The sequence below is a fragment of the Ruegeria sp. CI5 genome (assembly GCF_056536885.1).
Map to the genome: position 1 here is coordinate 44,229 of NZ_JBQFQN010000001.1, position 19,791 is coordinate 64,019.

Here is a 19,791-nt window from a genome sequence, read left to right on the forward strand (position 1 = left end):
ATGGACGCCCGTTCGATCATCGCGAAACTGCGCCGCCGCGAAGTGCCGGATGCCGGCGAGCTGGCGTGGTTCGCCCAGGGCCTGGCCGATGGCGGCGTCAGCGACGCCCAGGCCGGCGCCTTTGCCATGGCCGTCTGCATGGGCGGGCTGGGTCCCGAGGGGCGCGCCGCGCTGACGCTGGCGATGCGCGACAGCGGCGAAGTTCTGACATGGGATCTGGACGGTCCGGTGATCGACAAGCATTCGACCGGCGGGGTGGGGGATTGCGTCAGCCTTGTGCTGGCCCCGGCGCTGGCGGAATGCGGGGCCTATGTACCGATGATCTCGGGCCGCGGTCTGGGCCATACCGGCGGGACGCTCGACAAGCTCGAGGCGATCCCCGGCGTGTCGACCCAGATCAGCCAGGACCGGTTGGCCCAGATCCTGGCCGAGACCGGCGCCGCAATCGTTGGCGCAACGGCACAGATCGCCCCGGCGGACAAGCGGCTCTATGCGATCCGCGACGTGACCGCCACGGTCGAAAGCCTCGATCTGATCACCGCCTCGATCCTGTCCAAGAAACTGGCGGCCAGCCCGGATGCGCTGGTGCTGGACGTCAAGATGGGCAGCGGGGCCTTCATGAAAACGCTGGACGAGGCGCGCAAGCTGGCGCAGGCCTTGACCGAAACGGCCAATACGGCAGGGTGCCGGACCTCGGCCCTGATCACAGACATGAATCAGCCGTTGGTGCCCGCCTTGGGCAACGCCCTGGAAATCGCCGAAGTGACGAAGGTGCTGACCGGTGGGCAGCCTTCGCCCCTGGCCGAGATTTCGGCCGAGCTGGGCGGCGTTCTGCTGTCTGACGCCGGTATGGTCGGCGATGCGCAGGCCGGGCGGGACATGATCGCCGAGGTGATCCGCGATGGCCGCGCGGCCGAGAGGTTCGGCCGGATGATGGCCGCGGTGGGCGGACCGCTGGGGCTGGTCGAGGACTGGGCGCGCTATCTGCCCGAGGCCAGCGTGATCCTCGAGGTGACGGCGCAGGACGAAGGCTATGTCTCCGCGATGGACGGCGAGGCGCTGGGCCTTGCCGTCGTGGCGCTGGGCGGTGGCCGGCAGGTGGAAAGCGACGTGATCGACCCGGCGGTGGGCCTGTCGGGGCTGGTGCGGCTGGGCGACAAGGTCTCGGCCGGAACGCCGCTGGCCGTGGTTCATGCCGCGCGCGAGGACGCCGCGCAGCGGGCCGCGCAAGCCGTGCGTGCCGCAATCACCGTCGGCCCGGCGCCCGTTCCGGTGCCGAAGCTGGTACAGGAAAGGATCCTCGCATGAGCCGCGCGTTTCTTGTGGTGATGGATTCAGTGGGTATCGGCGGCGCGCCGGATGCCGACCGGTTTTTCAACGGCGAGGTGCCGGACACGGGCGCCAACACGGTGGCCCATATCGCGCAGGCCTGCGCTGCAGGGCGGGCCGAGGATGGCCGGTCCGGGCCGCTGCACCTGCCCAACCTCGACGCGCTGGGGCTTGGGGCGGCGGTGCGGCTGGCCTCGGGCGCGGATGTGCCGGGATTGGAGGCCGAGCCGACCGGTCTGTGGGGCTGCGCGCGCGAGCATTCGCCGGGCAAGGACACACCTTCAGGCCATTGGGAGCTGGCCGGTCTGCCGGTGCCGTGGGACTGGCACTATTTCCCCGACACGGTCCCCGCCTTCCCTGATGATGTGACCCGCGCCGCCGCGCAGGCCGCCGGCACCGAGGACATTCTGGGCAATTGCCACGCCTCGGGCACCACGATCATCGCCGAACTGGGTGCTGAACATATGCGCACCGGTTGGCCGATCTGCTATACCTCGGCCGACAGCGTGTTCCAGATTGCCGCGCACGAGGAGACGTTCGGCCTGGAGCGCCTGTACCAGATGTGCCGGACCCTCGCCCCGATGCTGCACGAGATGAAGGTGGGCCGGGTGATCGCGCGCCCCTTCGTCGGCTCGCCCGAACAGGGGTTTGTCCGCACCACCAACCGCAAGGATTTCGCCATCACGCCGCCCGCGCCGGTGCTGACCAACTGGGCGCAGGATGCCGGGCGCACGGTGCATGGCGTGGGCAAGATCGGCGACATCTTCTCGATGCAGGGGATCGACACGCTGGACAAGGGCTCGGACGCCGATCTGATGGGTCACCTCTCGCGCCTTGTCGACAGCGCCGAGGACGGCAGTCTGACATTCGCCAACTTCGTCGAGTTTGACAGCCAGTACGGCCACCGGCGCGACATCTCGGGCTATGCCCGCGCGTTGGAATGGTTCGACACCGAGATCGGCCGTATCCTGCCCCGGCTGCGCCCGGGCGACCTGTTTCTGCTGACCGCCGATCACGGCAACGACCCCAGCTGGGTCGGCACCGACCACACTCGCGAACAGGTGCCGGTGCTGATCGCCGGCCTGGGGGCCGGACAGATCGGGCAGGTCAATTTCGCCGACGTGGCCGCCAGTATCGCCCATCACCTGAGCATTCCGGCGCAAGGGCCGGGAAGGACCTTTCTATGACCGTCGCAGACCTGCCCAAGATCGAACTGCACCTGCATCACGAAGGCGCGGCCCCGCCCGCCTTCATTCGCCAACTGGCGCATGAAAAGAAGGTTGACCTGAGCGGCATCTTCAAGCCCGACGGCAGCTATGACTTCCGCGATTTCGCGCATTTCCTCAGTGTCTATGAGGCCGCCTGCGAAGTCTTGAAAACGCCCGAGGATTTCCGCCGCCTGACGCTGGCGATTCTGGAAGAAAGTGCTGCGAACGGGGTGGTCTATTCCGAAACCTTCCTCAGCCCCGATTTCTGCGGCGGGGGCGATCTGCATGCCTGGCGCGACTATCTGGCCGCCATTCAGGACGCCGCGGACGAGGCCGAGGGCAAGTTCGAAATCACCCTGCGCGGGGTGGTGACCTGCGTGCGCCATTTCGGGCCCGACAAGGCCAAACGCAGCGCGCTGTGCGCCGCCGAAACCGCCGGTGACTGGATCACTGGGTTCGGCATGGGCGGGAACGAGGCCATGGGCCAGCAGGCCGATTTCAAATGGGCCTTCGACTGCGCGCGCGAGGCCGGATTGCGCCTGACCACCCATGCCGGCGAATTCGGCGGCCCCGAAAGCGTGCGCGATGCGGTGCGCGCGCTGGGGGTCGAACGGGTGGGCCATGGCGTGCGGGCCATCGAAGACCCCGATCTGGTGCATGAACTGGCCGATCGGGGTATCACGCTCGAGGTCTGTCCGGGCTCGAACGTGGTGCTGGGCCTGTACCCCGATTTCGCGTCCCACCCGATCGCGCGGCTGCGCGCGGCGGGCGTGAAGGTCACGGTTTCCACCGATGACCCGCCGTTTTTTCATACCACCATGCGCCGCGAATATGAGATGCTGGCCCAGGCCTTCGGCTGGGACGCCGAGGATTTCGCCGCGCTGAACGACACCGCCCTGAACGCCGCATTCTGCGATGAAGAGACCCGCGCAAGGGCCAGAAAAAGACTGGAGAACACATGAGCGAACATCTGACCGTCGTCGACCACCCGCTGGTTCAGCACAAACTGACGCTCATGCGGGACAAGGGCACCTCGACCGCCTCGTTCCGGCAATTGCTGCGCGAGATCACGCTGCTGCTGGCCTATGAAGTGACGCGCGAGATGCCCCTGACCACGCGCCACATCGAAACCCCTATGGAGGAGATGGATGCGCCGATCCTGGCGGGCAAGAAATTGGCGCTGGTGTCGATCCTGCGCGCGGGCAACGGGATGCTGGACGGCGTTCTGGAATTGGTGCCCTCCGCCCGGGTCGGATTCGTGGGCCTGTATCGCGATGAAGAAACGCTGCAGCCGGTGCAGTACTACTTCAAGGCCCCCGAAGGCCTTAAAGATCGGCTGGTTATTGCGGTTGACCCGATGCTGGCCACCGGCAACAGCTCGGCCGCTGCGATCGACCTTCTGAAACAGGCCGGTGCCACCGACATCCGGTTCCTGTGCCTGCTGGCCGCCCCCGAAGGTGTGGCGCGCATGAAAGAGGCGCATCCCGACGTCAAGATCGTTACTGCCGCACTGGACCGCGAGCTGAATTCCAAAGGCTACATCATGCCCGGTCTGGGCGATGCTGGAGACCGGATGTTCGGCACCAAATAGGCGCGCCTAGTCGCTGCAGATGTTCTGCAGCCGTACCCAGTCCCGGTCGGGCATAACCTGATCCAAAGGCTGACCCGCCATCGGGTCGGCCTCGATCAAACCCAGAACCGTTTCGCCGGTTATGTCAACCGCATAGGCATATGGGGTTGAGGGCAAATTGGCGGACGCAAACGCCTCCAGCAGGTCGTCTTCCGGAACTGCGGGGCGGGGTTCGGCCAGAACCTGTTCGGTATAGGTGTCCACGATCTGGGGTGTCAGTTCGCCCGTCGTCAGCAGGCGAAACGCTGCAGTGGGCCCAGTTTTGTCCAGGAGATCGTCCAACGGATCATGCAGCCTGGCCCGCGTGCGTTCAGCTATCACGTAACCGGCGGCAACCGCGGGATCTTCACTGTCTTCAACCAGCGCCCGGTTCAGCAGCACGATCCCTCCGGGAAGTGACAGGCTTTCCTGCACCCCGGCCGGCAACACAACGATCCGTCGCACACCTGTTCGCTGGGCCAGCTTCTGCAGCGCCGGCTGCGCGTCCGCCGAGGCGCAGGCCCGGCCCGAGACCCGTTCAATCCGTTGCAGGATCGTGTTCCCGATGTCCTGCCGTTTGATCTCAGGCACGACCTTTTCGACATGGCTTTGCAGGGCGCCGGGCAGCCAGAACAGCAAGACCGCCGCGACAGCCGCAACCACTCCGCCGACGCTGGCCCACCGCAGGCGTCCGGGATGCGGGCGCGCCCGTTCGATGGCGCGTTGCAAGCGGTCAATTGCCTCGATCATGGTGGTTTCGGACTGCTCCAGTTCCAGTGTCTCGTCCGGGTCGCCGTCTGGATTGAATATCGCGGGGAACTTGCCCGGGTTCTGCCTTTCAAGTGCGGCAAGCGACCAGTGCGTCAGCGCGCGATCGTTGAAATCGGTGATGGTCAACGTCGCCTCGCCGATCGAAACAACAACTTCGCGGCGCTGCTCGTCGGGCGACGGGCGCCACAGACCGGTAGCCTCGATCCGCTGGTATTGTTTCAGTGCCGTCATTTCGATGAGGTCTGCTCGTTTTATCTTTCGTCGATTTCTAACACGGAGAGATTAATCCGCGCAAACCTGTTGCGTGGTGATTTGGAAATGTGCTCGATAACCGGGACGCGCAGTTTCGGCCAAAGGGCCCGGAGGCCAAGGCCACATGCAGACAGCACATCCTTCTTCACCGGTTCTTGCATCGGTTCTGATGGTCTCGGCCATGGCAATCATCGGCGTCGTGGACAATTTCGTCATTCGGCTGGCCGAAACAATTGGTTTGTGGCAATTCCACCTTAGCCGGGCCGTGATGATGCTGCCTCTTATCGTTGGACTGTCGTTTCTGGGGTTTGGAGGGCTGCGACCTCAGAGGTTTTGGGCGGTCCTGCTGCGCAGTGTCCTGATCACCCTGGCGATGTTGTTCTATTTCAGCTCACTGGCTTTGATGCCAATTGCCCAGGCCCTTGCAGGGCTGTTCACATCACCGATCTTCGTTCTGTTGATTTCCGCGCTGTTGCTGGATCAGAAGATCGGCCCCTGGCGGGTCCTGGCTGTGCTTATGGGGTTTGTCGGAATCCTCTGTGTTTTGCAGCCTGACCCCAATGCCTTTGATGCGACCAGCTTATTGCCGGTGGCTGGCGGGTTTTTCTATGCGCTCAGTGCGATCCTGACCCGAACGCATTGTGCAAACGAAAGCACCGTCGCTTTGCTGGCCGCGATGATTTTCACGCTTGGGCTGGCCGGCGCTCTTGGTCTCGCCGTTTTTTCGGTTTTGCCGGTGGTCGAGTCTGACGGCCCAGCCGGTTTTGTGACCCGGGGCTGGGTCTGGCCGATGAAGGCCGCTCTGCCGTGGATCGCATTGCAGGCGGTTGGGTCCACGGCTGCGGTATTCATGTTGATCAAGGCCTACCAACTGGGCGAGCCGTCATATGTCGCGGTGTTCGAGTATTCGGTAATGATCTTCGGACCGCTTTTTGCCTGGGTGGTGATGGGGCAGGGGATCGGGCCGCTGCAGATTGCGGGCATCGCCCTGATCGCCGCGGCCGGTGCGGTACTGGCGTGGCGGGCAAGCGTGGTTCCCCAACGGGAACCGGTGCGATGATCCTGTCAACAGGGCGGTCCTACATCTTCATACATATTCCCAAGACCGGGGGAACATCGTTGGCGCTGGCGCTCGAGCAGCGGGCCATGAAGGATGATATCCTGGTGGGCGACACCCCCAAGGCGCAGCGCAGAAACAAACGCAACAGGTCACTGAAGACGGCGGGCCGGCTGTGGAAACACTCCCGTCTGACCGACTTGCGGGGGCTTTTGCCCGACCAGCAGATGCAAGAGATGTTCGTGTTCACGCTGATCCGGAACCCGTGGGACCGGATGGTCAGCTATTACCACTGGCTGAGGGATCAGTCCTTTGATCACCCAGCAGTTCATCTGGCCGGGCGGCTAGATTTCGAGGCCTTTGTTCTGCACCCGGAAATCCAGCACTCCTTTCGGGAAAACCCGTTCCCATCCTATGTCAGTGACGCCAACGGAACCGATCTTTGTCGCGCATACATTCGGATCGAAAGCTTTCAGCGGGATGCGGCCCCACTGTTCGATCATCTGGGGTTTCGTTTGGACCTTCCTCACGAGAACCGGTCAGCCAGGCGGGCGGAATACGCCAACTACTACTCGGTTCAGGCAAAAAAAGCGGTGTTTGACGTTTGTCGCGAAGACACAGAAAGATTCGAATATCAGTTCGAATAAGGCTGGTCGATTATTTCCCAAATTGTGCAAAACGCTGACAAATGTAGGCTTTTGTTTATAAGAAACGCGACTAATGGGGCGAAAAAGGCCCAAATTGGCCCCAAATATGGCAAAACTAAGTCACTCCCGAAAACTTCGTGCTAGCCCAATGGGATAGTTTGAAAGTGCCAAAAGGGGGTAGGCACGTGTTGGAAGTAGTGAGTGTTTCGGGGTTTTCCGAAAATAATATCCAGACCGTACCGGGTGACGCCGTTTCGGTCAGGCGTGGCGGATTGCTGCATGGAACGAAGGTTGCCACCACCAATGGCTGGAAGCTGGCCGAGGCATTGATCGCCGGGGATCTGGTCAGAACGATGGACAACGGGTTCCAGGAAGTGAAGCGCGTGTCCCACGACAGAATAGCCGTACCGGCTGGCGAGGTTCGACCTGATTTTCTGCCTGTGCGCGTGCCGTCCCGCGCGGCATACAACGGTCGTGCGGTCTGGCTGATGCCCGAGCAGGGAATGGCCGTAGCCTTGTCTTCTGATGGAAACATAGACGAGGGGCTGGCGATCATTCCGGCGCGTCTGCTGAGCGGGCACTTCAGCTTTTCCTCTCAGTCACCGGCAGAGGAATTCCAGGTCACATCGCTGTTTTTTGAGCAGGACGAAGTGGTCTTCATCGAGGGTGGCTTTCAAGCCTTCTGTTCCTCGTGCCGCATCCGTTCGCTGTCTGGCCCGTCCCGACGATCCTACGCGGTGCTGGAAGAATCCGAGGCGCGGAGCCTCGTCACATCTATCGCAGAGGCCGGCGAACTGTCGGCCCTTGCAAACCCGTTGGGTGCACTGCCTGCACCCATCCCGCAGGAACCGATCTTTCCGATACGTCCCCCATCGGGGGTGCGGCGTCCGGGACGTCCGGGGCGGCCCAACGTGCCGGCCTTGTTTCTGCGGCCTGAATGGCAGACCTGACCAAACACTCTAAGAAAGATGCTGGCGCATGGGATTATGCGCCAGCATCACTTGTTCAGGCAGCCTTGGCTTCGGGGTCGAAGCGGCCGTAGAAGGTCTGACCTTTTTCGGCCATCTCGCGCAGCAGCGGCGGGCAGGCGAAGCGGTCACCGTACTTTTCCGACAACTGGTCACAACGCTCGGCCGCGTAGGGCGCACCGATGATATCAAGCCAGCTGAACGGACCACCCGACCACGGCGCAAAGCCCCAGGCCAGGATGGCGCCGACATCGCCTTCGCGGATGTCTTCCAGAACACCTTCTTCAAGCGCGCGCACGGCTTCAAGAACCTGTGCGAACATCAGGCGCTCCTGCACCTCGATCAAGTCGGGCTGCTGCTCGGCCAGCGGATACTTGTCCTGCAGACCTTTCCAGTAGCCGATGCGCTTGCCGTTTTCGTCATAATCGAAGAACCCGGCCTTGGACTTGCGGCCCAGGCGACCCTGTTCTTCCATCCAGAAGATCAGATCGTCCGCCGGGCTTTCCGGGTAGGCGTCGCCCATTGCCGCCTTGGTCGCCCGGGCAATCTTGGCGCCCAGGTCGATCGAAGTTTCGTCGGTTAGCTGAACCGGACCCACCGGGAAGCCCAGTTGACGGGCGGCGTTGTCGACCAGAACCGGGCTGACGCCTTCGGTGATCATCCGCGCCCCTTCGTTGATGTAGGGGATGATGCAGCGGTTGCAGTAGAAGAACCGCGCGTCATTGACCACGATCGGTGTCTTGCGGATCTGGCGGACATAGTCCAGCGCCTTGGCCACGGCCCGGTCACCGGTTTCCTTGCCCTTGATGATCTCGACCAGGAACATCTTCTCGACCGGCGAGAAGAAGTGGATACCGATGAACTGATCGGGCCGCTTGCTGGCCTTGGCCAGTTCGGTGATCGGCAGGGTCGAGGTGTTCGAGGCAAAGATGCAGTCCTCGGGGATGATCGCCTCGACCTTCTGGGTCATCTCGGCCTTGACCTTGGGGTCTTCGAACACGGCTTCGATGATCAGATCGCAGCCCGCCAGCTTTTCGAGGTCCGGCGTGGCAGTGATGCGGGCCAGCATGGCCTCTTTCTTCTCGGCCGTGACCTTGCCACGCTTCATGCCCTTGTCCAGATAGGCTTCGGTATAGGCCTTGCCTTTGTCGGCAGCAGCTTGATCGCGGTCGATCAGCACGACCTCCATCCCGGCCTGCGCCGAGACCAGCGCGATGCCCGCGCCCATCATGCCTGCACCCAGAACGCCGATCTTCTTGACCGACTGATCCGGAATGCCTTGCGGACGAACGGCGCCTTTTTCCAGCGCTTCCTTGTTCAGGAACAGCGAACGGATCATCGCGCCCGAGGACGGGTTCATCAGCACCGAGGTGAACCAGCGCGCCTCGATCTTCAGCGCGGTGTCGAAATCGACCAGTGCGCCCTCATAGACCGCGCTAAGAAGGGCCTTGGCCGCCGGGAAGGCGCCCTGGGTCTTGCCGTTCACCATTGCCGAGGCACCCACGAAGTTCATGAAGCCCGCCGGGTGATAGGGCGCGCCGCCGGGCATCTTGTAGCCCTTGGCGTCCCACGGCTTGACCAGATCGGCATCCTTGGCGTTCAGCACCCATTCCTTGGCCGCTGCCAGCGGATCGGCTGCGATCTCGTCGATGTAGCCTGCGCCCTTGGCCTTTTTCACGTCCAGCATCTTGCCTTCCAGCAGCAGCGGAGCCGCCGCGATGGCGCCCACCTTGCGGACCATCCGGGTGGTGCCGCCCGCGCCGGGGAAGATGCCGACCATGATTTCCGGCAGGCCGTATTTGGCCTTGGGGTTTTCGGCGGCAAAGATGCGATGGGTCGCCAGCGGCAGCTCCATGCCGATGCCGGCGGCGGTGCCGGGCAGGGCGGCCGCGATCGGTTTGCCACCTTTCTTGGTCTTGGGGTCCATGCCGGCCAGCTCGATCTTGCGCAGCAGGGCGTGCATTTTCATCGTGCCTTCGAACAGGCCCTTGGCCGGGTCGTCACCCGCCTGTTCCTTCATCACCGCCAGCAGGTTCAGGTCCATGCCGCCAGCGAACGAGCCTTCCTTGCCGCTGGTGATCACGATTCCCTTGATCTCGTCATCGGCCAGGGCCTGATCGATGCAGTCGTTCAGTTCGGACAGACCGTCGAACGACATCACGTTCATGGTCTTGCCGGGGACGTCCCAGGTGATGATGCCAACGCCGTCGGCGTCTTTGGTCAGTATAAAATCAGCCATTTTTCTTCTCCTGATCCCCGCCGTTACACACGTTCGATGATGGTTGCCGCGCCCATGCCGGATGCGATGCACAAGGTGGCCAGACCGGTTTCCTTGTCCTGGCGCTCCAACTCGTCCAGCAGGGTGCCGATGATGATCGCGCCTGTGGCGCCCAGCGGGTGGCCCATGGCGATCGAACCGCCATTGACGTTGACCAGCGACGGATCGACGTCAAACGCCTGCTGGAACCGCAGCACGACCGAGGCAAAGGCCTCGTTGACCTCGAACAGGTCCAGATCGCTGATCTTCATGCCGGTTTCGGCCAGGATCTTTTCGGTCACCGGAACCGGGCCGGTCAGCATGATGGTCGGGTCGGTGCCGATCTTGGCGGTGGCCTTGATGCGGGCGCGCGGCTTCAGACCGTATTTCTCGCCGAATTCCTTGTTGCCGATCAGAACGGCCGCCGCGCCATCCACGATGCCCGAGCTGTTGCCAGCGTGGTGGATGTGGTTGATCTTTTCCAGATGCGGGTATTTCAGCATCGCCACCTTGTCAAAACCGGGCATCTGCTCGCCCATCATCTGGAAGGACGGGTTCAGCGCGCCGAGGCTCTGCATGTCGGTGCCGGGGCGCATGTATTCGTCGCGGTCCAGGATTGTCAGGCCGTTGCGGTCCTTCACCGAGATCACTGACTTGGCAAAGCGGTTCTCTTCCCACGCCTTGGCCGCGCGTTTCTGAGACTCGACGGCCAGCGCGTCGGCATCGTCGCGGCTGAAACCGTATTCGGTGGCGATGATGTCGGCCGAGATGCCCTGCGGGACGAAATAGGTCTCCATCGCCAGCGACGGATCGACGGCGATGGCGGCGCCGTCGCTGCCCATGGGCACGCGGCCCATCATCTCGACGCCACCGGCGATATAGGCCTCGCCCGCGCCGCCCTTGACCTGGTTGGCGGCCAGGTTCACGGCCTCCATGCCGGATGCGCAGAACCGGTTGATGGCTAGACCGGGGATCGATTCATCCAAGTCCGAGGCCAGAACCGCGGACCGCGCCAGGCAGCCACCCTGTTCCATCACCTGGGTGACGTTGCCCCAGATCACGTCCTCGACGGCGTGGCCTTCCAAGTTGTTGCGTTCCTTGATGGCGTTCAGGGCCACCGCCGACAGGCGCACCGAGGTCACCTCGTGCAGGCTGCCGTCCTTGCGGCCCTTGCCGCGCGGGGTGCGCAGGGCATCATAAATGTAAGCTTCGGTCATACTTCTCTCCTCAAGCTCGATCCGACGGGTTGCCGGGCATCAGGTCATAGGGGTGTTTCCAGCTGGGCTGCTCGGACAGGCGGGTCAGCCAGGCGTCGATATGGGGCCATTCGGCACGGTCAAAGCCGAACGGTTCGGGGTAATAGAGGTAGCCGCAGCAGCTGAGATCGGCGTTGGTCACGCCGTCGCCGACGATCCAGTCGCGGCCCTCAAGATGCGCGTTCAGCACCTGATAGGCGGCTTTCAGTCGGCCCTGGTTGAAGGCGATCACATCCGGGTTGCGGTGCTGTTCAGGCAGAAAGTTGATCAGGAACCGGGTCAGGCCCGCCATCGAACTGAGTTTGTGGTTGTCCCACAGCACCCAGCGCAGGATGTTATAGTTCTCTTCCCGCGTCTTGCCGCCGAATTTCCCTGATTTTTCGGTGACATAGGCCTGAATCGCGCCCGACTGGCTGGTCCGGAAATCTCCGTCGATCAGCACCGGCGCTTCGCCCATTTCGTTGACTTCGGCGCGGTATTCGGGGGTTCGGGTCTGGCCGTTGAAGAAATCGACAAAGACCGGCTCCCATTCCAACCCCGACATCTCGAGCGCAAGGGCGGCCTTGTACGAGTTTCCGCTTTCTCCGAAGCAATGCAGTTTTATCGTCATGCACTCACCCCTCCCAAGGCGGTTTGTACGGTTTCGTCACGCACGTGTTTCGAGAAAGACCTGACCGCGGGCCGCAGCTGCGTTCGGACTTGTCTTGCTGAAAACACGCCGGGCCTGGGCCAGGCATTGGGGTCGTCTAGCGTTTGCGCGCCTCAAGCTCGGAATTGAAGATGCGCAGCCGGTGGGTCAGGTTCTCCTCGTCGATCACGCTGTTGAAGTTCTCGAACAGGAATGACAGCGCCTCTCCTTCGTCCAGCCCGGCCTCGCGGGCAAACCCCTTGAGTTTTCGATACCCGTCCTCAGTCATGGCGACGGGAAAGCGGCGGGTCAGGCGAAAGCGTTTGGGCATGTCATCTCCTCCATGAGCGCTGGTTCCGGGCGGGGTCGCCCGGAACCAGACTGGGATCAGAAGTTCGCCGCGTCCAGTGCCATCACCGTGTCGGCGCCGGTCTGGATCCGCGCCAGGTGCATGCCCGTGGCCGGCAGACGGCGCGCCATGTAGTAGCGGCCGGTGGCGATCTTGGTCTCGTAGAAGTCCTTGTCGGACGCACCGGCATCCAGTGCTTCCTGCGCGGCCTTGGCCATCTGCGCCCACATCAGGCCCAGGCAGACATGACCGAACATGTGCATGAAGTCATACGAGCCCGACAGAGCGTTGTTCGGGTTGGTCATGCCGTTCTGCATGAAATACATGCCGGCGGCCTGCAGGTCTTTCGAGGCGGCCTTCAGCGGTTCGATGAAGGCCTTGTCATAGGCTTCGTCCTTGCCGCTGTTTTCCTTGCAGAAGGTTTTGACCATGTCGAAGAAGGCCATGACATGCTTGCCGCCGTCCTGCGCCAGCTTGCGGCCGACCAGGTCCAGCGCCTGAACGCCGTTGGCGCCTTCGTAGATCATGGCGATGCGGGCGTCGCGGGTGTATTGCGACATGCCCCATTCCTCGATGTAGCCATGGCCGCCATAGACCTGCTGGGCCTGAACGGTCATGTCGTAACCTTCGTCGGTCAGGAAGCCCTTGATGACCGGGGTCATCAGCGAGATCAGCCCGTCGGCATCCTTGTCACCCGAACGGTGCGCCTTGTCGATCAGGGTCGCGCCCCACAGGATGAAGGCCCGCGCGCCTTCCACAAAGCTTTTCTGGTCCATCAGGCTGCGGCGGATGTCGGGGTGTACGATCAGCGGATCGGCCGGGCCGTCGGGATTCTTGACGCCGGTCACGTCGCGGCCTTGCAGACGGTCCTTGGCGTATTCCAGCGCGTTCTGATAGGCGGCCTCGGCTTGAGCCAGACCTTGCATGCCGACACCCAGACGCGCTTCGTTCATCATGGTGAACATGGCGCGCATGCCCTTGTGTTCCTGACCCAGCAGGTAACCGGTTGCGCCGTCATAGTTCATTACGCAGGTCGAGTTGCCGTGGATGCCCATCTTTTCTTCGATCTTGCCGACCGAAACACCATTGCGCTCGCCCAGGCTGCCGTCTTCGTTCACCAGGAACTTGGGCACGATGAACAGCGACACTCCCTTGATGCCCTCGGGGCCGCCGGGGATCTTGGCCAGCACCAGGTGGATGATGTTGTCGGCCATGTCGTGATCGCCGGACGAGATAAAGATCTTTTGGCCGGTGATCTTGTAGCTGCCATCGCCCTGCGGCTCGGCCTTGGTGCGCATCAGGCCCAGATCGGTGCCGCAATGCGGCTCGGTCAGGTTCATGGTGCCGGTCCATTCACAGCTGACCATCTTGGGCAAATATGTGTCTTTCTGCGCATCGGTGCCGTGCGCCAGGATGGCCGAGGCCGCGCCGTGGGTCAGGCCCTGATACATGGTGAAGGCCTGGTTTGCGGCCGAGAACATCTCGCCCACGGCCGTGCCAAGAACGTAAGGCATGTTCTGGCCGCCATATTCCTCGGGCATATCCAGACCGGTCCAGCCGCCTTCCTTGACCTGCTCGAACGCGTCCTTGAACCCGGTCGGGGTGTAGACGACGCCGTTTTCCAGCCGGCAGCCTTCGGTGTCGCCGACCACGTTCAGCGGGTGCAGCAGGTTGACGGCGACCTTGCCGGCCTCTTCCAGAACGGCGCCCGTGAACTCGGGCTCCAGCTCATCGTAGCCCGGAATATCCGAGGCCGAGATTTTCAGAACGTCATGCAGAACGAATTGCGTGTCTTTGGTAGGCGCGTTGTAAACGGGCATTTGAAGCTCCCTTAATTCAGATGTCCGGGTGGCAGGCGGCGCGGAGTTACTCGGCCGCCTTCTTTTCCTGTTTCATCGAGGCGATGACCTTCTCGCCCCAGCGCAACTGCTCCTTCAGATCGTCAATGGCCTGAGTCAGTTCCTCGCGGCGGGCTTCCATGTCCGCCAGACGCTCGCACGCGATTTCATAGGTGCGGGTCATCTGGGTCAGTTGCTGGTCGCCGACATGGTACAGATCCAGAAGCTGTCGAATCTCTTCCAGGCTGAAACCAAAGCGTTTGCCGCGCAGGATCAGCTTGAGCCGCGCCCTGTCACGTTTGGTGAACAGCCGTTTCTGGCCCTCACGGATCGGAAACAGAAGCTCTTTGGCTTCGTAGAACCGCAAGGTCCGCGGCGTGACGTCATAGGTCTCGCACATCTCGCGGATGGTCATAAGATCTTCGGTCATTGGTCACCCTCTCGTCGCTGGCGTCATGAGAAAGTTGCGCAGTCGATGGCCGCTTTACAACATGAGATTGACGTTTACGTAATCCAGACGCTGCGTCACAAAGAAATTGACGTAACTTCCGGTCGCGTAAAGCGGCGGGTTGGCAATTTTCTTTCCGTTGGGTCAGCCAAATCCACTGTACCGGCGCGGTTCGAAGCCGACGGGCAGGCGGCAGGGCGCCAGCCGAAAAATGCAGATTTCCGGTGTAATGAAGGATGGATTTGGGGGCTCGAACTGGCCGATTTAGGTCAGGGAGTTGGCCGTTTGATCGCGAAGGCGCTGCAACTCGTCCATAGCTTCGTCCAGTTGCTGACGCTGCTGACGCAGCTCTTCCATCTGGCGGTCGGCCATTTCTATAAAGGTAGCCATCTGGGCCTTGTTGCCTTGATCTTCGTAGATCAACAACCACTGCCGGATTTCCTCAAGTGGAAACCCGAACTTTCGGCCACGCATGATCAGCTTCATCCGCGCACGCTCGCGCGGACCGTAAAACCGGGACCGTCCTTCCCGGTCTGGCTGCAGCAGCTCGATATACTCGTAGTAGCGCAGGGTGCGCGGAGTCACGTCGAACTCGGCGCACATCTCTTTGAATGACAAACGCTTGTCGGACATTCCTGTTCTCCTCGGTTGCAACCTAGGGCGTTGTGCGGACAAGCGCAACAGGCGGGCTTGCCCTTTGCGCGCAGAGCAGATCATAAAGGGGCAGGACAACAGGACTGAACCTCATGGTCGACAAGACAGTACTCGCCCGCCAGTTCATCGAGGCGATCCCCCATGCGCGGGCCCTGGGCCTGACGCTGACCCATATCGGCGAGGGTGAGGCCGAGATCACCATGCCTTACAACGAGGATCTGATCGGCGATCCCCGCACTGGCGTGATTCACGGCGGGGCTGTGTCGGCCAGCCTGGATACTTGCTGCGGGGCTGCGGTCATGAGCCACCCGGCGGCGCCGGGCGGCACAGCAACCATCGATCTGCGCATCGACTACATGCGCGCCGCAACGCCCGGCCAGACGATCACCACCCGCGCGACCTGCTATCACATCACGCGCAATGTGGCCTTCGTGCGCGCAACTGCCATGGACGACGATCAGGATCGCCCGGTGGCCACCGCCTCGGGCGCCTTCACAGTCGAGGGGAAGTGAGATGGCAAGACCCCGTCCCGAACCGATGCAGGTGGTGAAACAGCGCCGCGACGCGGCCCTCAAGGCGCTGGTCGAGGGGGTTCCGTATATCCGGTTCCTCAATATCAGCTTCGACCGGCGCGGAGACGAACTGACCGGAGTTCTGAATTTCGACGAAAAGCTGATCGGCAACCCGTTCCTGCCGGCGATTCATGGGGGCGTCACGGCGGCCTTTCTCGAGGTGACGGCGGTGATCACGCTCAGCTGGGAGCACCTGTTCCCGCGCATCGAAAGCGGTGAGATCGATGCCGAGGACATCATCTCCGATCACAGTATCCGCTTTCCCAAGACCATCGATTTCACGGTGGATTACCTGCGCTCGGGCCTGCCGCGCGATGCCTATGCACGCGCCTTCATCAGCCGGGCAGGGCGGCGGTATGCCTCGGTGCGCGTCGAGGCTTGGCAGGACAACCACGCCAAGCTGTTCGCACAGGCCACAGGGCATTTCCTGATGCCGCAAGAGCCTTCGGCCAAGGGCTGAGCAAAATGCGGGACGCCTCGGCACCCATCACGCACAGACGGGTGCTGAAGATCGCGGTGCCGATCGTGCTGTCCAACGCGACGGTGCCGATTCTGGGCGCGGTAGATACCGGCGTGGTCGGCCAGATGGGGCAGGCCGCCCCGATCGGCGCGGTTGGCATTGGCGCGGTCATTCTGGCCACGATCTACTGGGTGTTCGGCTTTCTGCGCATGGGCACGACCGGATTGGCGGCGCAGGCCCGAGGCGCGGGAGACACGGCCGAAACCGGTGCGCTGCTCATGCGCGGCCTGCTCTTGGGCGGCGCGGCGGGGCTGTTCTTTATCGTGGCGCAGGTGGCGGTGTTCGCAGGGGCCTTCGCGCTGTCGCCCGCCAGCCCCGAGGTCGAGGCGTTGACGCGCAAATACCTCGAGATTCGCATCTGGGGCGCGCCCGCGACCATTGCGCTTTATGCCGTGACCGGCTGGCTGATCGCGGTCGAGCGCACGCGCGGCGTGTTCGTCCTGCAGGTTTGGATGAACGGGCTGAACATCCTGCTGGATCTGTGGTTCGTGCTGGGGCTGGGCTGGGGCGTCGAAGGGGTGGCGGTGGCCACGCTGATTGCCGAATGGACGGGTCTGGCGTTGGGTCTGTGGCTGTGCCGCGATGCGTTCGGGGGTAATCAATGGCGCGATTGGGCGCGGATCTTCGACCCCGCCCGCCTGCGCCGGATGATGCAGGTCAATGGCGACATCATGATCCGGTCGGTCCTGCTGACCGGGTCCTTCACCACCTTTCTGTTCGTGGGCGCCGATCTGGGCGACGTGACGCTGGCCGCCAACCAGGTGCTGCTGCAGTTCCTGGAAATCACCGCCTTTGCACTGGACGGGTTCGCCTTTTCTGCCGAGGCATTGGTAGGCAGCGCCGTCGGAGCCAAGGACCGATACCAGGTCCGGCGCGCCTCGGTCATGGCGTCGCAATGGGGCGTCGGTGGGGCTCTGGTGCTGGGGGCCACGTTTTTTGTGGCAGGGCCCGCATTGATCGACCTGATGGCCACCGCGCCCGAGGTGCGGATCACGGCGCGCGAATACCTGATCTGGGCGGCGCTGGCCCCGGTGGTCGGCGTTGCCAGCTGGATGTTCGACGGCATCTACATCGGCGCCACCTGGACCCGCGCCATGCGCATCGCCATGATCCAGTCGGTGGCAATCTATGTGGTGGCGCTGTTCCTGCTGGTGCCGACCATGGGCAATCACGGGCTGTGGGCCGCGCTGATGGTGCTGAACACCGCCCGCGCGGTGACGCTGGGACTGCGCTATCCCCGGCTCGAGGCGCAGGTCGCCTAGAGCAGGGTCAGCAGGTTCTCGGGCGGGCGGCCGATGGCGGCCTTTTCGGAGGTGATCCCGATGGGGCGTTCGATGAGGATCGGGTTTTCGGCCATGGCCTGAACCAAGGCCTCTTCGGGTGTTTCCTTGCTCAGTCCCAGTTCCTTGAACCGCGCCTCGCCCCTGCGCATCATCTCGATCGCCGGGATGCCCAACCGGGACAGAACCGCGCGCAGCTCATCCGCGCTGGGCGCGTCCTCGAGGTATCTGCGAACGGTGACTTCGGCGCCGCGGTCCTGCAGCAGGGCCAGCCCGGCGCGCGATTTTGAACAGCGTGGGTTGTGCCAGTATTCGATCACAGCCAATCCTCTCGTTTGCTGCCGACGGCGTCGGCCACCGATTTGAACCCATCCCGCGCCAGCAGGGCATCCAGCCCCCGCGCGATCTCGGCCGCCAGCGACAGGCCGCCATAGACCATCGCGGTATAGAACTGCACGGCCGAGGCCCCGGCGCAGATCTTGGCATAGGCCTGTTCGGCGGTGCTGATGCCGCCCACGCCGATCAACGGAATCTGCCGGCCGGTCATCTGGCTCAGCCGAGCCAGAACGCGGGTCGATTTCTTGAACAGGGGCGCGCCCGACAATCCGCCGGCCTGATCCTTGTGCGGGCTGCGCAGCCCTTCGCGGGACAAGGTCGTGTTGGTGGCGATCACACCGTCGATGCCCGTGTCACGGGCGACATCGGCGATGTCCCGCAATTCGTCATCCGTCAGGTCGGGTGCGATCTTCAGAAACACCGGGACCCGCCGCGCCAAGGCATCGCGGGTGTCCAGCACACCTGCCAGCAGGGCGCTCAGCGCGTCTTTTCCCTGCAGGTCGCGCAGCTTTTCGGTGTTGGGTGACGAGACATTCACCGTGGCGAAATCCAGCCATTGCCCGCAATGGGCCAGCACATGCGCAAAATCCCGCGCCCGGTCGGTGCTGTCTTTGTTGGCGCCCAGGTTCAGGCCGATCACCGCGTCCTTGGGGCGGTGCGCCAGACGCCGGGCCATCGCCTCCATCCCTTCGTTGTTGAAGCCGAACCGGTTGATGGCGGCGCGGTCCTCGGTCAGGCGGAACAGTCGCGGCTTGGGGTTGCCCGGCTGCGGGCGCGGGGTCACGGCGCCCACCTCAATGAATCCGAAGCCCGCGCGCGACAGCGGGCCCAGAACCTCGCCATTCTTGTCGAACCCGGCGGCCAGCCCCACCGGGTTGGGCAGGTCCAGCCCGGCAAGTTGCGTGCGCAAGCGCGTCGAGGTGACGGGACCGGGCGCCGGGGTCAAACCCGTTTTCAGCGCCTTGATCGACAGGCCGTGCGCGGTTTCTGGGTCCAGGCGATGTAGCGCGGCCAGGGCCAGTTTCTCGGTCAGTTTCATCCGAAGGACGCTCCGGTTGGGGTAGGGGCGGTGCGGATCAGGCGCGAGTCGGCCACCGCCGCCTGCCGGTGAATGACCGCCGCGCGATAGGCCGGGTCGGTCACCATCTCCAGAAACGCATGGGCCGAGGGGTAACGGGCGATGAACATCTCGTCCCACGCTTCGCCCTTCGGGCCGATCAGCGTTGTCTGGAACGTGCCGCGCCAGATGATCGAGGCCCCCAGCCGCGCGATGATCGGGGCGGTTTCGGCACCATACCGGCGATAGGCTTCTGCGCCGCTCAGCCCCGCGCCGGCCAGGTCGTGGCCTGCGGGATAGACGGCCTTGGCGCGGAACCGCACAAGGTTCAGCATCTCGATCGGGTGATCGCGGTCCAGCGCTTTGAACGCCTCGAACTGGGCGCGGTCGGGGTCGATATGGCCGGTCATTGCATCTCCTCGGGGAAGCGGTGTGCGCCGTTTACCAGCGGCAGCGGTTTGGCCCAGACCACATCCGTCATGCGCATGTTGCGATAGAGATGCGGGAACAAGGCCCCGCCGCGCGAGACCTCCCATTTCAAATCATCGCCCATTTTCTGGGCATCGCAGGCCACGAGGGTCAGGTTTTCGACCCCGGCAAAGTGTTTAGCCGCGGTCTCGGCCGCCTGTTCTGCGGTGGAGAAATGCACAAACCCATCCGCCACATCGATGGGCGCGCCCCGGGTTTCGCCCTGTGCCTGCAGGGCCGCCCATTCCTCGGCCCGGAATATCTTGTAGATCAGCATGGCGCCGTGA

The 19,791-nt window shown here is 63.2% G+C and carries 22 protein-coding genes; 10 read left to right on the forward strand and 12 right to left on the reverse strand.

The annotated features are described in order from the left end of the window. The 4 genes from ACR0BA_RS00185 to upp are packed head-to-tail and all read left to right on the forward strand — an operon-like array spanning window position 1 to window position 4,128. Window positions 1-1,308: a thymidine phosphorylase gene (locus ACR0BA_RS00185; protein WP_480725916.1), complete on the forward strand. Its 1,308-nt coding sequence runs from the start codon at window positions 1-3 to the stop codon at window positions 1,306-1,308. Beyond that, window positions 1,305-2,516, forward strand: a complete 1,212-nt coding sequence (locus ACR0BA_RS00190; protein WP_480725917.1) for a phosphopentomutase — start codon at window positions 1,305-1,307, stop codon at window positions 2,514-2,516. Before ACR0BA_RS00185 ends, ACR0BA_RS00190 begins: the two co-directional genes overlap by 4 nt. Next, on the forward strand, window positions 2,513-3,499 hold the full coding sequence (locus ACR0BA_RS00195) for an adenosine deaminase (RefSeq protein WP_480725919.1): 987 nt from the start codon (window positions 2,513-2,515) through the stop codon (window positions 3,497-3,499). Before ACR0BA_RS00190 ends, ACR0BA_RS00195 begins: the two co-directional genes overlap by 4 nt. Then, window positions 3,496-4,128, forward strand: a complete 633-nt coding sequence (gene upp, locus ACR0BA_RS00200; protein WP_093962638.1) for a uracil phosphoribosyltransferase — start codon at window positions 3,496-3,498, stop codon at window positions 4,126-4,128. Before ACR0BA_RS00195 ends, upp begins: the two co-directional genes overlap by 4 nt. A 6-nt stretch (window positions 4,129-4,134) precedes the next feature. Here the strand turns inward: upp and ACR0BA_RS00205 are convergent, their stop codons facing one another. Beyond that, entirely contained in the window at window positions 4,135-5,148 is a 1,014-nt protein-coding gene (locus ACR0BA_RS00205) for a hypothetical protein (RefSeq protein ID WP_170438117.1), read from the reverse strand. A gap of 145 nt (window positions 5,149-5,293) precedes the next feature. On the opposite strand from ACR0BA_RS00205, the gene ACR0BA_RS00210 reads away from it, so the two are divergent. The 3 genes from ACR0BA_RS00210 (at window position 5,294) to ACR0BA_RS00220 (ending at window position 7,823) form a co-directional block, all read left to right on the forward strand. After that, window positions 5,294-6,229: a DMT family transporter gene (locus tag ACR0BA_RS00210; RefSeq protein WP_480725921.1), complete on the forward strand. Its 936-nt coding sequence runs from the start codon at window positions 5,294-5,296 to the stop codon at window positions 6,227-6,229. Beyond that, window positions 6,226-6,873, forward strand: coding sequence for a sulfotransferase family 2 domain-containing protein (locus ACR0BA_RS00215; protein WP_480725923.1), 648 nt, complete (start codon window positions 6,226-6,228; stop codon window positions 6,871-6,873). Before ACR0BA_RS00210 ends, ACR0BA_RS00215 begins: the two co-directional genes overlap by 4 nt. A gap of 185 nt (window positions 6,874-7,058) precedes the next feature. Then, window positions 7,059-7,823 (forward strand): Hint domain-containing protein, encoded by a 765-nt coding sequence (locus ACR0BA_RS00220; RefSeq protein ID WP_367646539.1) that lies wholly within the window; start codon window positions 7,059-7,061, stop codon window positions 7,821-7,823. A gap of 55 nt (window positions 7,824-7,878) precedes the next feature. Here the strand turns inward: ACR0BA_RS00220 and ACR0BA_RS00225 are convergent, their stop codons facing one another. The 7 genes from ACR0BA_RS00225 to ACR0BA_RS00255 all read right to left on the reverse strand — a co-directional run bounded on the left by ACR0BA_RS00225 (window position 7,879) and on the right by ACR0BA_RS00255 (window position 15,250). Beyond that, the gene (locus ACR0BA_RS00225; protein WP_480725925.1) at window positions 7,879-10,080 is read right to left on the reverse strand and encodes a 3-hydroxyacyl-CoA dehydrogenase NAD-binding domain-containing protein; all 2,202 of its coding nucleotides are present in this window, start codon (window positions 10,078-10,080) and stop codon (window positions 7,879-7,881) included. 23 nt (window positions 10,081-10,103) lie between these two features. After that, entirely contained in the window at window positions 10,104-11,315 is a 1,212-nt protein-coding gene (locus ACR0BA_RS00230; protein ID WP_170581292.1) for an acetyl-CoA C-acetyltransferase, read from the reverse strand. Between the two features lie 10 nt (window positions 11,316-11,325). Then, on the reverse strand, window positions 11,326-11,964 hold the full coding sequence (locus tag ACR0BA_RS00235; RefSeq protein ID WP_480725927.1) for a glutathione S-transferase family protein: 639 nt from the start codon (window positions 11,962-11,964) through the stop codon (window positions 11,326-11,328). A gap of 136 nt (window positions 11,965-12,100) precedes the next feature. Further along, complete coding sequence (locus tag ACR0BA_RS00240) at window positions 12,101-12,313, reverse strand: hypothetical protein (RefSeq protein ID WP_005981899.1); 213 nt, start codon at window positions 12,311-12,313, stop codon at window positions 12,101-12,103. A 56-nt stretch (window positions 12,314-12,369) separates the two neighbouring features. After that, entirely contained in the window at window positions 12,370-14,151 is a 1,782-nt protein-coding gene (locus ACR0BA_RS00245) for an acyl-CoA dehydrogenase C-terminal domain-containing protein (RefSeq protein WP_170438609.1), read from the reverse strand. Between the two features lie 46 nt (window positions 14,152-14,197). Continuing rightward, window positions 14,198-14,599 (reverse strand): MerR family transcriptional regulator, encoded by a 402-nt coding sequence (locus ACR0BA_RS00250; RefSeq protein WP_093962630.1) that lies wholly within the window; start codon window positions 14,597-14,599, stop codon window positions 14,198-14,200. Between the two features lie 282 nt (window positions 14,600-14,881). Then, entirely contained in the window at window positions 14,882-15,250 is a 369-nt protein-coding gene (locus tag ACR0BA_RS00255; RefSeq protein ID WP_170337669.1) for a MerR family transcriptional regulator, read from the reverse strand. Window positions 15,251-15,363: 113 nt separating this feature from the next. Here ACR0BA_RS00255 and ACR0BA_RS00260 point away from each other — a divergent pair, with 113 nt between their 5' ends. The 3 genes from ACR0BA_RS00260 to ACR0BA_RS00270 are packed head-to-tail and all read left to right on the forward strand — an operon-like array spanning window position 15,364 to window position 17,625. Beyond that, window positions 15,364-15,783, forward strand: a complete 420-nt coding sequence (locus ACR0BA_RS00260) for a PaaI family thioesterase (protein WP_170358398.1) — start codon at window positions 15,364-15,366, stop codon at window positions 15,781-15,783. 1 nt (window position 15,784) lies between these two features. Beyond that, a complete protein-coding gene (locus tag ACR0BA_RS00265; protein WP_170337672.1) occupies window positions 15,785-16,303 on the forward strand; it encodes a PaaI family thioesterase in 519 nt (172 codons plus the stop codon). Window positions 16,304-16,308: 5 nt separating this feature from the next. Next, on the forward strand, window positions 16,309-17,625 hold the full coding sequence (locus ACR0BA_RS00270; protein ID WP_170337674.1) for an MATE family efflux transporter: 1,317 nt from the start codon (window positions 16,309-16,311) through the stop codon (window positions 17,623-17,625). On the opposite strand, the gene arsC is transcribed toward ACR0BA_RS00270, so the two are convergent. From arsC to ACR0BA_RS00290, 4 genes are read right to left on the reverse strand one after another with little or no spacing between them, the layout of a single operon-like run. Further along, on the reverse strand, window positions 17,622-17,963 hold the full coding sequence (gene arsC, locus ACR0BA_RS00275; RefSeq protein ID WP_480725930.1) for an arsenate reductase (glutaredoxin): 342 nt from the start codon (window positions 17,961-17,963) through the stop codon (window positions 17,622-17,624). The two genes, ACR0BA_RS00270 and arsC, sit on opposite strands and share 4 nt — an antisense overlap. After that, on the reverse strand, window positions 17,960-19,018 hold the full coding sequence (locus ACR0BA_RS00280; protein ID WP_480725932.1) for a quinone-dependent dihydroorotate dehydrogenase: 1,059 nt from the start codon (window positions 19,016-19,018) through the stop codon (window positions 17,960-17,962). Before ACR0BA_RS00280 ends, arsC begins: the two co-directional genes overlap by 4 nt. Then, a complete protein-coding gene (locus tag ACR0BA_RS00285; protein ID WP_170390564.1) occupies window positions 19,015-19,446 on the reverse strand; it encodes a DUF1330 domain-containing protein in 432 nt (143 codons plus the stop codon). Before ACR0BA_RS00285 ends, ACR0BA_RS00280 begins: the two co-directional genes overlap by 4 nt. Then, complete coding sequence (locus ACR0BA_RS00290; protein WP_170390724.1) at window positions 19,443-19,781, reverse strand: DUF952 domain-containing protein; 339 nt, start codon at window positions 19,779-19,781, stop codon at window positions 19,443-19,445. Before ACR0BA_RS00290 ends, ACR0BA_RS00285 begins: the two co-directional genes overlap by 4 nt. Window positions 19,782-19,791 lie beyond the last annotated feature (10 nt).